This window comes from Saccharococcus thermophilus (assembly GCF_011761475.1).
GTDB lineage: Bacteria > Bacillota > Bacilli > Bacillales > Anoxybacillaceae > Saccharococcus > Saccharococcus thermophilus.
Genome location: NZ_JAASRS010000001.1, coordinates 2445952 through 2458976 on the forward strand (window position 1 = coordinate 2445952; position 13025 = coordinate 2458976).

11 protein-coding genes are annotated in these 13025 nt (G+C 41.8%); 5 read left to right on the forward strand and 6 right to left on the reverse strand.

Going from position 1 to position 13025, the window contains the following annotated elements; genetic code table 11:
• Window positions 1-7: 7 nt before the first annotated feature.
• Window positions 8-679: a GNAT family N-acetyltransferase gene (locus tag BDD39_RS12725; RefSeq protein ID WP_166911171.1), complete on the forward strand. Its 672-nt coding sequence runs from the start codon at window positions 8-10 to the stop codon at window positions 677-679.
• 190 nt (window positions 680-869) lie between these two features.
• Here the strand turns inward: BDD39_RS12725 and ptsP are convergent, their stop codons facing one another.
• The 4 genes from ptsP to glcT form a co-directional block, all read right to left on the reverse strand.
• Window positions 870-2591 (reverse strand): phosphoenolpyruvate--protein phosphotransferase, encoded by a 1722-nt coding sequence (gene ptsP / locus BDD39_RS12730; protein ID WP_166911173.1) that lies wholly within the window; start codon window positions 2589-2591, stop codon window positions 870-872.
• Window positions 2591-2857 (reverse strand): phosphocarrier protein HPr, encoded by a 267-nt coding sequence (locus BDD39_RS12735; protein WP_043903928.1) that lies wholly within the window; start codon window positions 2855-2857, stop codon window positions 2591-2593. Before BDD39_RS12735 ends, ptsP begins: the two co-directional genes overlap by 1 nt.
• 113 nt (window positions 2858-2970) lie before the next feature.
• Entirely contained in the window at window positions 2971-4995 is a 2025-nt protein-coding gene (ptsG, locus tag BDD39_RS12740) for a glucose-specific PTS transporter subunit IIBC (RefSeq protein ID WP_166911175.1), read from the reverse strand.
• A 277-nt stretch (window positions 4996-5272) separates the two neighbouring features.
• Window positions 5273-6130 (reverse strand): glucose PTS transporter transcription antiterminator GlcT, encoded by an 858-nt coding sequence (gene glcT, locus BDD39_RS12745; protein WP_166911177.1) that lies wholly within the window; start codon window positions 6128-6130, stop codon window positions 5273-5275.
• Between the two features lie 181 nt (window positions 6131-6311).
• Here glcT and BDD39_RS12750 point away from each other — a divergent pair, with 181 nt between their 5' ends.
• From BDD39_RS12750 to BDD39_RS16620, 3 genes are all read left to right on the forward strand, one after another.
• Window positions 6312-7118, forward strand: coding sequence for an HAD family hydrolase (locus tag BDD39_RS12750; protein WP_166911179.1), 807 nt, complete (start codon window positions 6312-6314; stop codon window positions 7116-7118).
• A gap of 95 nt (window positions 7119-7213) precedes the next feature.
• Window positions 7214-7978, forward strand: coding sequence for an alpha/beta fold hydrolase (locus BDD39_RS12755; protein WP_166911181.1), 765 nt, complete (start codon window positions 7214-7216; stop codon window positions 7976-7978).
• Between the two features lie 23 nt (window positions 7979-8001).
• Window positions 8002-8130 carry a hypothetical protein gene (locus BDD39_RS16620; RefSeq protein ID WP_008878800.1) on the forward strand — a complete coding sequence of 43 codons (129 nt, stop codon included), beginning with the start codon at window positions 8002-8004 and terminating at the stop codon, window positions 8128-8130.
• A 149-nt stretch (window positions 8131-8279) separates the two neighbouring features.
• Here the strand turns inward: BDD39_RS16620 and BDD39_RS12760 are convergent, their stop codons facing one another.
• Entirely contained in the window at window positions 8280-10691 is a 2412-nt protein-coding gene (locus BDD39_RS12760; RefSeq protein ID WP_166911183.1) for a GGDEF domain-containing phosphodiesterase, read from the reverse strand.
• Window positions 10692-11010: 319 nt separating this feature from the next.
• Between BDD39_RS12760 and BDD39_RS12765 the strand changes: the two genes are divergently transcribed.
• Complete coding sequence (locus BDD39_RS12765; RefSeq protein ID WP_166911185.1) at window positions 11011-11649, forward strand: nitroreductase family protein; 639 nt, start codon at window positions 11011-11013, stop codon at window positions 11647-11649.
• Between the two features lie 36 nt (window positions 11650-11685).
• On the opposite strand, the gene BDD39_RS12770 is transcribed toward BDD39_RS12765, so the two are convergent.
• Window positions 11686-12948, reverse strand: a complete 1263-nt coding sequence (locus BDD39_RS12770) for an ATP-binding protein (RefSeq protein WP_166911187.1) — start codon at window positions 12946-12948, stop codon at window positions 11686-11688.
• Between the last annotated feature and the right edge of the window lie 77 nt (window positions 12949-13025).

Sequence of the window (13025 nt, forward strand, 5' to 3'; positions counted from 1 at the left end):
AAGAAGGATGTATTGGAAAGAGTTGTATGTGTTTGACGGCGATGTCCCACATAAAGCCATTATTCGCAACTATACGAAAAAAGATTTTTCGCAATTAATCCGCGTCCAGCAAGAAAGTTTTCCTCCTCCGTTTCCATCCGAGCTATGGTGGAATGAAGAGCAGCTTACCAATCATGTTTCACTTTTTCCCGAAGGAGCGCTTTGCGTGGAAGTAGACGGACGCGTTGTCGGGTCGATGACCGGCCTGCTTGTCGATTTTGACCCGAGCCACCCGGCGCATACGTGGGAAGAAATTACAGATGGCGGCTATATCCGCAATCACCGTCCTGATGGGAACACATTATATGTCGTCGATATTTGTGTTTCCCCTCCTTACCGAAAACTAGGCCTTGGAAAATGGTTAATGCAATCGATGTATGAGGTGGTCGTTCGCTTGAATGTGGACCGTCTCCTCGGCGGAGGGAGAATGCCGGGCTATCATCGTCATGCCGATCGCCTATCGGCAGCGCAATATCTTGAAAAAGTAGTAAAAGGAGAGCTGAAGGATCCTGTCATCACCTTTTTATTGCGATGCGGCCGCACCCCGCTTCAAGTCATCGAAAATTATTTAGAAGATGAAGAGTCTCACAATTATGCCGTGCTCATGGAATGGCGCAATCCGTTTAAGCGCTATTTGTAAAAAATGAATAGTTTATTATAAGGAAGGGTTTCATTGCGGGCGCCGCGAATAAGAAGGGAAAGGATTCAAATGGCAAAAGCAATCGCTTTAGGAATTTCTCTTACCGTACGGCAGCGGTTTGGCTATGAACCGGCCTCTTCCATTCTTGCTTAAAAAACTAGCGGTGAAGTGCTGCTTCACCGCTAGTCTATTATTCAATATGGAATTTTTGTTTTACAAACGCCACAACCTCTTCGGCCGTGCTCATCGAAAGGACGGTTTCTTTAAAGCTTGCCGCTTCTTCTTTTGATAATTTTTTCATTTGCGAACGTGCGCGCAAAATAGAAGTTGCACTCATACTAAACTCGTCCAATCCTAAGCCGAGCAAAATCGGAATGGCGATCGCATCGCCCGCCATTTCCCCGCACATTCCAGCCCATTTTCCTTCTTTATGCGCTGCATCAATGACGTTGCTAATCAGCCGTAAAATCGCTGGGTTGTACGGTTGGTAAAGGTAGGAAACCCGTTCATTCATGCGGTCTGCCGCCATCGTATACTGAATTAAGTCATTGGTGCCGATGCTAAAGAAATCGACTTCTTTCGCAAATTGGTCGGCAAGCACGGCAGCAGCCGGAATTTCTACCATCATGCCGACTTCAATATCGTCAGCCACCGGTACACCCTCGCGCTGCAACTTTTCTTTTTCCTCTAAAAGAATCGCCTTCGCTTGACGGAATTCATCAAGCGTCGCAATCATCGGGAACATAATTTTTAAATTTCCGTATACGCTTGCTCGCAACAAGGCGCGAAGCTGCGTACGGAACATATCCTGCATTTCTAAACAAAGGCGGATGGCACGGAATCCTAAAAACGGGTTCATTTCTTTTGGCAGATCTAAATATGGCAATTCCTTATCACCGCCGATGTCAAGCGTGCGCACGACAACCGGTTTTCCTTCCATTCGCTCCAGCACCGTTTTATACGCTTCAAATTGTTCTTCCTCTGTCGGCAGCTCGGAACGTCCCATGTACAAAAATTCCGTACGGTACAGCCCGATTCCTTCCGCCCCGTTTTCCAGTACTCCTTTCACATCATCCGGCGTACCGATATTTGCGGCCAGTTCGACATGATAACCGTCGCTTGTTACCGTTTTTTCATGAACGAGCTTCGCCCATTCCGCTTTTTGCGCTTCATAGCGGGCACGCTTTTCTTCATATTGTGCGAGCACATCTTCCGATGGATTTACAATAACATGTCCATCTAATCCATCGATAATAACGATATCACCATTTTGAATTTCTGTTGTCACTTGCTTCGTACCGACAACAGCCGGAATTTCCATGGATCTCGCCATGATGGCAGAATGAGATGTACGTCCTCCGATATCGGTCGCAAAACCTTTTACATATTGACGGTTTAATTGCGCTGTATCGGACGGAGTTAAGTCTTCGGCAATAATCACAACTTCCTCGGAAATAAGGCTTGGATTAGAAATCGTAACTCCAAGTAAGTGAGCAAGTACCCGTTTTGTCACATCGCGAATATCGGCGGCGCGTTCTTTCATATACTCATTATCCATTGCTTCAAACATGGAAACAAACATCGTCGCCGTTTCGTTCAATGCGTATTCCGCATTTACTCGCTCTGTTTCGATTTTTTCTTTGATCGGATTTAATAATTCCGGATCATTTAATACAAGCAGGTGCGCAGCAAAAATCGCAGCTTTATCTTCCCCTAATTGTTGCAAAGCGTGTTGTTTGATGATTTCCAGCTCTTCTTTTGCTTTTGCCACCGCTGCTTCGAAACGCGCAACTTCCGCCTGCGGATCGGAAACAGCTTTTTTCTCTACAACAAGGTTAGGGGTTTCTAAGCGGTATGCCTTCGCAATGGCAATACCGCCAGATGCAGCAATTCCTTGAATTGTCTTTGTCATTACTGTGCAAGACCTTCTTTAGATAATGTTTCCGTTAATGCTGCCATCGCTTCTGCTGCATCTGCCCCTTCCACAGTAATTTTAATTTCGGCACCTTTTGGAATACCCAAAGACATGACGCCCATAATCGATTTTAAGTTTACCGTTTTGCCATTGTACTCTAAATGAATGTCACTGTTGAATCTACTCGCTGTTTGAACAAGAATCGTTGCCGGACGAGCGTGAATTCCCGATTCTGAAGTTACTTTAAACACTTTTTCAGCCATTGTCGTCATTCCCCTTTTCCTTATATTTTTTCTTTGTCATCATACCAAATAATATTGCCTTTCTTCAAATGAAGAACAACGAAATTTGTCGAAAAAAAATCGCACCGTTAATTTTAACCGATTTCAGCGATGCGGTCTTCTCCTTTTGTGACCGCTCCTTGTTTTGTTACACGAATCGCTTCCTGCTCCTGTAAATTCGTAAAAATAATCGGCGTTACAATCGAAGGAGCATTGTTTTTCACGTATTCTAAATCCACCTGTAAAATAGGTTGGCCTTTTTTCACTTCGTCGCCTTGTTTTACCAATGCTTCAAAACCTTGACCGTTCAGCTTGACGGTGTCGATTCCAACGTGAATTAAAATTTCATGACCTGCGGCCGACTCGATGCCGATCGCGTGTTTTGTCGGGAATACATTGATAATTTTTCCGTCAACCGGAGACACTACCATCCCATCTGTCGGCATAATGGCAAAGCCATCCCCCATCATTTTTTGCGAAAAGACTTGGTCTGGCACTTCCGCAAGCGGAACGATTTCCCCTGTCATCGGCGAAGCGATCGCTTCCACTTTCACGGCGTCTTTTGCCTTCTCCGCTGCCGCCGGCTCCTCTTTCGTCCGGGCTGGAACTTTCCCTTCCATAATATCTTTGATTTGCCCTTTTAATATATCAGATTTTGGTCCGAAAATCGCTTGTACATTGTTTCCAACTTCCAAAACGCCCGCTGCGCCTAACGCTTTTAAGCGATCTTTATCGACTTGTTTAATATCGTTGACAGAAACACGCAAACGTGTAATACATGCATCTAAATGAGCAATATTTTCTTTACCGCCAAGTGCCGCCAATACTTCGTATGGAAGATCATTCGCTTCCGCCTTCACCGTTGTTGGCGTTTCTTCTGTTACTTTTTCACGACCTGGTGTTGCTAAATCCCATTTGCGGATCGCAAAACGGAATCCGAAGTAATAGATGACCGCAAACACTAATCCGACTGGAATAACAAGCCACCATCTTGTCCGGTTCGGCAGCACCCCGAATAGCAAGAAGTCAATAACCCCACCGGAGAAAGTCATTCCAATTTTTACATTTAATAAGTGCATAATCATAAACGATAGTCCGGCAAAAATCGCATGGATCGCAAACAGTCCTGGCGCGACGAACAGGAACGAGAACTCAATTGGTTCCGTAATCCCAGTTAAAAACGAAGTAAGCGCCGCTGAACCCATAATGCCGGCAACGACTTTTTTGTTTTCCGGACGCGCTTCATGGTAAATCGCCAGCGCCGCCGCTGGAAGACCGAACATCATAAACGGGAATTTTCCTGTCATAAATGTTCCCGCTGTTAATGGCACCCCATCTTTTAATTGCTCGAAAAAGATTTTTTGGTCACCGTGCACCACTTGTCCAGCTTTATTCACATATTCGCCAAATTCAAACCAGAATGGCGCATAGAAAATATGATGCAAACCAAACGGAATCAACGACCGCTCAATAACCCCAAAAATAAACGCTGCTAGTGTCTTATTAGTATCAATCATATTATGGGAAAACGCATTTAAACCATGTTGAATCGGCGGCCATACCCATGTCATAACAATTCCAAGCAATACCGCGGATGCCGCTGTAATAATTGGTACGAAACGTTTTCCGGCAAAAAAGCCAAGATACTGTGGCAATTCAATGTTGAAATATTTATTATACATATAAGCAGCTAATATACCGACAATAATCCCGCCGAATACACCAGTCTGCAATGTCGGAATTCCTAATATGTTGGCAAATGCCGGATTCGAGCCGATCATATCCGGTGTAACGCCTAAGATGACACTCATCGTGATATTCATAATTAAATAACCGATGATCGCAGCAAGCCCAGCAACACCATCACCGCCTGCTAATCCAATCGCTACCCCAACGGCAAAGAGGAGCGACAAGTTCGAAAACACAATGCCGCCTGCTTGTTCCATCACATTGGAAACAAGCACGACCCAATGTGCTTTTAAGGCAGGAATTTTATCCGTTAAAGCCGGATTTTTCAAAGCATTGCCAAAAGCAAGCAAAATTCCTGCCGCCGGTAAAATCGCCACTGGTAACATAAGCGCTTTACCGACTTTTTGCAGCGTCCCAAATGCTCTTTTCATTTTAATGCCCTCCTTTTTCTGTATATAAGTTTTGCAACAAACGTTACATTCATATACGACAAATGAGAAATTGCCTTACGGTTTTCTTGAAAAAGAACATGCTAGACGTCAGACATTTACAATATGCAAATAATAAAAACGAAAGGCATGAGCAAAGAACGACAAAAATAGAACGCTTACAACAAATGGGATAAATAAAAACCCATTTGTTTGCCATCCTACTTTGTCTTCTTTACTCATGCCTGATCGAATCAGTAACACGTAAAGCGAGACAAATTTATTCAATTGTCTCTGTTTCCTTTTTGGCAAGTCTTTGCAGATGCATTGTCAAATATACCGCTTCTGCGTCGTCCACTGGCATTTGCAACGTTTGTTGCATCACTTTAATCAATTTCCAAGCAAGATTATAACATAGCGGGTAGGCCTCTTTCAAGATTTTCGACAATTTTTTTGGTTCTTCGACTTTTTCTCCTTTTTTTATGCGTTCAATCGCGTAGCGCAAATGGCGAACAAATCGTAAATAATGAATACTGTTGCGATCAATCGTAATATCAAGTTGTTGTTCGACAATTTGAATCAGTCTGGCGATCAATTGAGAGTGTTGATTTACTTCGGACAAACTTTGTTTTGAAATTGCGCTATGAATATGCAGCGCAATAAACCCCGCCTCTCCTTCCGGAAGCTCGACTCCTAATTTTCGGTTAATCATGTCGACAACTTCACATGCAATTTCATATTCTAGCGGGTACAAGCTTTTCGTTTCCACTAAAAACGGATTTTTTAAATCAATCCCTTGCTCTAACCGCTTTAGTGTAAACGAAATATGATCCGTCAGTGCAACGTGAATATGCTCATTTAACGGGGCATTGACTCGCTGTTTAATATGTTGGATCACTTCGTTCATCAGCCCGATAAATTCTTCATCAAGCTCTGGCAGCAATTTTTTATATTGTTCTTGTTCCCGCTCATTTTTTAAAATGAACCATTTTTCAACGGCACTCTGCCCAATACAATCCCCTTTTTTCTTTCCAAACCCAATCCCTTTTCCAAGCAATACTACTTCATCGTACGCTGGATGTGAAGCAATTAAAACGTTATTATTTAACACTTTTTCCACACGAAAGGACTCTGTCACAAAGCCCCACTCCCTTAATAAAACGTTTGCAATATTATCATCTTACGCAACGATCTACCAATCGTCAATGAATAAATATTGATTTTTTCTTAAAAACGAAATGCGCGTATATTCGTGCTCTTTTTTCTCCCCCCTATAATGAAAAGCATGTTACAATGTGGGAAGGAAAGGTGGGAACAACATGATTAAACTGATTGTTAGCGATTTAGACGGAACGCTGCTTAGATTGGATAAAAGCATTAAAAAAGAAGATAAACATGCCATTCAATTGGCGATGGGACAAGGAATTGATTTGGCTATTGCCTCTGGCCGAATGGATAATGAAATTTTAGAGGTGTTGCAAAAATTGGAACAAAAAGCGCATCGTATTAGTCAAAATGGTGCGTTTATTTACACAAAAACGAATTTGCCGCTTCATGCAACTACTTTTTCCCCACAACTAGCACAACAAATTTATCAGCAAGCAAAAGAATTGGAAGCAATTGTGCTCGTTTGCAATGAAAATACATATTTTATTGAAGAAATGAACGAAAATACATCGGAAATAGAGAATCGTCTATTTTATGGGCTATATGAACGTCCAAACATCCTTGATTCCATTGGCAAAGATATTCATACGTCGAAAATTACTGTATTGGCAGCAAATGAACTAATTGTCGAATTCGAACAAAAAATAACCAATCAGTTCGGCGATCACATCGATACGTTTATTTCCGAACCACGCTGCCTTGATATTATGCCCAAAAATATTAGCAAAGGAAATGCGGTTCGCACTTTAATGGAACATCTTCGTTTGCAGCCTAATGAAATCGCTTGTTTCGGCGACGCGTTTAACGATATTCCAATGTTTCGCCTAACCCCTTACAGCTTTGCCATGTCTCATGCCCATCCTGATGTAAAAAAAGAAGCACAATATGTGATAAACTCGGTAAGTGAAGGGATACACATGATTCTTAAAAACATTCCCGCGCCAAATATGATGCCATAAGAGCTGGCTGAGTAAGAAATGCCAGCTCTTTTTTTCATGTTTTTCTCCATACATATTCATACTATGAGTGGGCGTGCAAATGGGAGGAAGTTACTATGCCACATATTTTGGTAGAAGACGGTGTTCGCCTTTACTATGAAGAGATAGGGAGCGGTACACCAATTTTATTCATTCATCCACCTGGAATGGGTCATATCGTTTTCCGCCATCAACAATCTTTATCGAACCACTTCCGCGTCATCATGTACGATATGCGTGGTAACGGGAAAAGCAGCCCGTCGGATCGTCCGATTACGATTCCGCTATTGGCCGATGATGTACATGTTTTGCTTGATGCGCTTCATATAAAACAGGCGGTGATTTGCGGCTATTCAAACGGCGGTTCGATCGCATTAGAATTTGCGTTGCGCTATCCTGATAAAGTAAAAATGCTCATTTTAATTGGCGGGTTCTCTGAAGTATGTACCACTATATTGCGTTATGAATTTTTGCTTGGCATTTATGCGGCAAAAGTCGGCGTCGTTTCTTTACTTGCGAACGTATTAGCCAAATCGCATGAAAAAAATAAAAAAGAACAACAGGAACTAAAACAATATGTGCGATTAGTCAATAAAAAAGACTTAGCAAATATGTACGAAAAAGGATTAGCCTATTCCTGTACGGAGCGTCTTAGATTGTTGCGTATGCCAATTCTTCTTATTTATGGTGCCTCTGATTACTATATGCGTCCATATGAGAAGCTGTTCAGGAAAAATGTGCCTCATGCAAAAATAGTCTATATTGAAAACGCACGCCATCAAATTCCAACCAAACATCACTGTGAATTAAATGGAATTTTGAAGACATACTGTATAACATAAATGGAAGAAAGGAGGAAAAAAGAATGTCAAAAAAAGGACGGCAAAATAAAGTAAGCCAAGAAGTTGCTAACCCAACCGTTTCTAAAGCAGAAGCAGAGATGGCAAAAGATAGTATTGATACGGCAAAACAAGCGAAAAAAAATCGTTCGTGAAAAAAGTGAAGGAGGCCCACCATTCGCCTCCTTCGATTTTGTTACGCCGCCCGTGTGGCAGCTTGCTTTCGCTTGAAAATCGCCTTCAAAATAAAAAAACAGGAAAACGCCTAGTACGTTTTCCTGTGAAAGCAATATCTATCGTTGATTCATGATTTCCAGCTTCGAACCCATGAATAAAGCTTCGTCAATACATTCGGCAATTTCTCAAGCGGCACCGGGGGACTGAAATAATATCCTTGCATCTCATCACAGCCTTTTTCCGCCAAAAGACGAACTTGGTCTTCCGTTTCAACACCTTCGGCCGTAACGCTTAAGTTTAAACGATGGGCAAGTGAAATAATCGCTTCAACGATTTCCGCTCCTTTTTCGTTTTTATGAAAATCCCTTATAAACGATCGGTCTATTTTTACAGCATCGATCGGAAATCGGTTTAAATAATTTAACGAAGAGTAGCTAACGCCAAAATCGTCAATCGCAATCGTAATTCCTTGCTCTTTTAGTGACTTTAAAATACGAATGACTTCATTTGGTTCTTTCATAATCGTTGTTTCCGTAATTTCGAACACAAACGAGGATGGTGGAACATTCGTGTTAGCGAAAATATTAGCCACTGTCGTTTTTAAAGAACTATCGATAAATTGCCGCGCCGATAAATTGACAGCAATTTTCAGCGTTGAAAATCCGCTGCTATGCAGCCATCTAAAATCGTGGCATGACTGCTGCAGCACCCATTTTCCAATTTCCTCAATGACACTTGTTTCCTCGGCAATCGGAATAAACTCCGCCGGACTCACCATTCCAAGTTGTGGATGCTTCCAACGAATAAGCGCTTCTACACTGATCTCGCCCGTGCGGAGATTTACTTTTGGTTGATAATAAAGAGAAAATTCGTTATTCCCCACTGCTGTTTTCAAGTCATTTTCCAAGCGGATTCGTTTAACAAAAATATCTCGCAACTTCGATTCATATTCGACAACCCGGTTGATTCCGTTGGTTTTTGCATAATACACTGCTTTACCCGCGTTATTTAGCAGCCCTTCAGCGGAACGATTGGCATCACACGCATAGCTTACGCCAATATGAACCGTAACATTGAGCTTTTCTCCAGCGATGAAATACGGTTCATTTAAAGAGCGATCAAGCGTTGTTAGCAGCCATTCTGCTTCTTCCTTTTTTTCATATCTATAAACCGCCGCAAATTCATCATCGCCGACTCTTGCTAAAAACATCTGTTCCGACTGTAATTTTTTCAACCGCCGCGCCACTTCCTTTAGCAGCTGATCGCCATTTTCATGACCGAGAAAATCGTTAATAAACTGAAAACGATGAATATCAATTAACAGCAAAACAATATTGTCGACACGAAGCAACAAGTCGTTTAATATTTCTCTTAAATAACTTCGGTTCGGAAGCGCGGTCAGCGGATCATATTGCGACATAAATTTAATTTTTCTCTCTTTCTTTTTTTGTTCTGTTAAATCGCGAATAATAAGAAACTGTGCGTTTTGACCGTGGTAATCAATTGTTGTCTCTTTCACCGTAACCTCCTTTTTCGCCCCAGATAATGAAGTTAATATCCATTCGTTCGTCTGCTCGTTATACGGTGTTAAAAAATCACTTACCCTTTTGCCTTTTACGCAATCCATTCCTGTTGCTTCCAACATTGTCAGCCCGGCTGTATTCGTATAACGAACGATACCATCTACTTGGATGATGATCGGATCGGGGAAAAATTCAATGACTTTTCGATATAATTCTTCACTCCGCCGCTGTTGTTTTTGTGCATGGATAACATCGGTAATATCTCGAAGCAGTGACAATCCCGCCACCACCGTACCATCTTTTCCAAAAACGGGGGTAATATTAGCAAAAACATAGGCACGTTTCCCATCTTTTCGGCGCAACGATAAACGAACGGATTTTAGACTTTGACCAAGGCTAAGCTTTTGCAGACTTTTGAGCAACTGGGCGCGATATTTTGGTAAAAAATGAGCGATGTTCTTTACCATCACCTCGTTTTCACTCCAACCGAACAGACGCTCAACTTCCTTATTTATCCGCAACAGTCGCCCAGTCAAATCAAACATGACGACCGCGTCATGTGACTGTTCAAGAAACAAATGAAATAGCTGGTGAATTTCCGCAAACTGTTGTTCACGAGTAATTTGTTCCGTAATATCACGGGTAAAACAAATCATGTAAGGAATCGTTCCATCATCTTTCACAATCGGAACAATCATCGATTCGGCCATCCGTAGTTCGCCTTTTACATTCATTTGATCGCGGTATGTAACGACTTCTCTAGTCGCCAATGCCTTTTTGTATTGTTTGTTTAAATGATCGGCAATTTCCTTCGGATAAACATCCTCAATGCATTTTCCGATATCTTGTTCCGTTAAATTCGCTAAAGGAAGCGCGCCCTCGCTCACACGCACATAGCGGAATCTTGGCCCTTCCTCTACTTTCATTAAATACACAATATCAAATAATCTGTTCATGATCGTAAACAATAGCTGTTCATCGACGATGACATCATGAAAAAAGCGATTGTTATTCATTTTATTCATTCCTTTATGCAATAAAAATAACAGCATTTTTACAATGTGGTTTGTCGATACTATTCAGAAGACGGAATTTTATTCTTAAACGTGCCGTTCATTTATTTTTTCGGTCAAAAAGCCTGTGTCGTTAATATGCTTTTTGACCTAATTTTTCAGGGCAGCGGTCAGTAAACGTGGAAACGTTATTCCTAAAGTGTCTTCGAGTAAAAAAATTGACAACAGTAAAAGTTAGAGATATGTTGATAATAAGTCTTTTTTGTTACAAAATGTTATTTTATTATAATTTTACAACTAGACAGCAATGGAGGCAGTAAAAATGACCAGCATGACTACTACATCCGGAAAAGATTTTTTTACCGTTATTAACGAACGGAAATCTGTGCGGAAATATGATCCTAACGTTTCCATTAGCAAAGAAGAACTGCGCGATATTATTGAGATGGCGGGAAAAGCACCGTCAGCGTGGAATTTGCAACATTGGCATTTTGTCGTTATTCACGGAAAAGCAGCGCAACAACGCTTATATCCAATCGCCTACCATCAGCAGCAAATTCTTGATGCCTCTGCTGTGATTGCGGTGTTAGGCGACTTAGAAGCAAATCGAAACACCGACGCGGTATATGATCCATTAGTGCAGGAAGGACAAATGGCGAAGGAGACGAAAGAACGGATTGCTCAACAAATTGAAATGGCATATACAAATAAGCAGTATGCACGCGACGCGGCATTCGAGAACGCTTCGCTTGCCGCCATGCAGCTGATGCTGGCCGCGACGGCAAAAGGATGGGCAACATGCCCGATCGGCGGCTTTGACGTCAACCAATTTAAACAGGCGTTTCCTATTTCCGACCGCTATATTCCAATTATGCTTATTACGATCGGAAAAAGCATTTCCCCTGCCCACCGCACAACACGGCTGCCAGTTGAGGCCATTACGACATGGGTGGAGCAATGATCGCGTTAGTAAAAAGATGACCTGCAAAAAAACAGGTCATCTTTTTTGGTAAAATGGAAAGGATAAATGAACGGTTGTGCCTTTGCCCATTTCACTTTCTATTTCCAACGTCCCTTTATGTTCTTGAACAATCTTCATACTGGTCGTTAACCCAAGCCCCATTCCTTTTTCTTTCAGTGTAAAAAATGGTTCGCCAATTTTTTGCAGCCGTTCTTTCGAAATGCCGATGCCAGTATCAGAAATGGTGATATGAATAACTTTTTCTTCCTTCCATACGCGTAAACGCATATCTCCTCCATTTGGCATCGCTTCAATCGCATTTTTCATGATATTGATAAACACTTGAATAATTTGATTCTGATCGCCATACATGCACGCTTTCGGCACGTTGTTGTGGACGGAAATAGAAACATTATTTAATGTCGCCTCATGTCCAATTAAATTAATGACATATCCGATCACATCGCTAAGAAAAAACGGCTTATAGTTATGGCTTTGCGGCTTTGCTAATACTAACAGCTCACTGACAATTTGATTGATCCGTTCCAGCTCGCTTAATATAATATCCATATAGGTGTCGTTTATTTGTCGAGTTTCCTGCATGACTTGAATAAATCCTTTCATCGAGGTCAACGGATTGCGAATCTCATGGGCGATTCCCGCGGCAAGTTCTCCTAATACAGACAACTTTTCCTTTTTTAATAACAGCGATTCAGCCAGCTTTTGCTGCGTAATATCGCGGCCGATCGTCAACATCCCTTTTCTGGCTCCGTTTTCTTCAAAAAGCGGCACTTTGATGACATCAAATGTTTTGATCTCACCGTCAACGGTTTGAAGCGACTCCTCACAGCGGGTCAGCTTTCCTTTTTCCCATGCTTCTTGATCGGATTGGACGCATTGTTCAAACGCCTCTTTAAAAAACGGTACCAGCTCGCCAAGTTCACGGTCCGTTTTTCCTTTATACTCCACGTTTTCTAAGCAGTAAAGCCGCCTTCCAAAATCGTTGACGCGAAGCCAACGCCCTTCGCTGTCTTTAAAACAAACAAAGTCCGGCATCGAGTTAATTAACGTGGAAAGCTGCTGTTCATTTTCCGTTACCTTTTCTAGTTGTTCGCGTTTCTTCAACAGCTGATAAAGGAAAATAATAGAAAGAAGGATAAAAACAGCTCCCTTTGCCGTGCTAATGATGGCATACAAATCATGGCTAATATTCGAAAATTGAAGAATTCCGTCCGTTACGACCAACCAGCAAATGCTAAATACTGAATAGCCTACAATCACTTTTGATTTTGAGAACACCGTATCATCGAACTCCTAACTCGCAAAATGAAATACATGATAAAATAGTGAAAAACGGCGAAGCTAAAAACGCTCCA

Coding starts and splice junctions, on each gene's coding strand:
- ptsG (WP_166911175.1), bottom strand. CDS start 4,995: ATGAAAAGAGCATTTGGGACGCTGCAAAAAGTCGGTAAAGCGCTTATG.
- BDD39_RS12735 (WP_043903928.1), bottom strand. CDS start 2,857: ATGGCTGAAAAAGTGTTTAAAGTAACTTCAGAATCGGGAATTCACGCT.
- BDD39_RS12765 (WP_166911185.1), top strand. CDS start 11,011: ATGACCAGCATGACTACTACATCCGGAAAAGATTTTTTTACCGTTATT.
- BDD39_RS16620 (WP_008878800.1), top strand. CDS start 8,002: ATGTCAAAAAAAGGACGGCAAAATAAAGTAAGCCAAGAAGTTGCTAAC.
- BDD39_RS12760 (WP_166911183.1), bottom strand. CDS start 10,691: ATGAATAACAATCGCTTTTTTCATGATGTCATCGTCGATGAACAGCTA.
- BDD39_RS12725 (WP_166911171.1), top strand. CDS start 8: ATGTATTGGAAAGAGTTGTATGTGTTTGACGGCGATGTCCCACATAAA.
- ptsP (WP_166911173.1), bottom strand. CDS start 2,591: ATGACAAAGACAATTCAAGGAATTGCTGCATCTGGCGGTATTGCCATT.
- BDD39_RS12750 (WP_166911179.1), top strand. CDS start 6,312: ATGATTAAACTGATTGTTAGCGATTTAGACGGAACGCTGCTTAGATTG.
- BDD39_RS12755 (WP_166911181.1), top strand. CDS start 7,214: ATGCCACATATTTTGGTAGAAGACGGTGTTCGCCTTTACTATGAAGAG.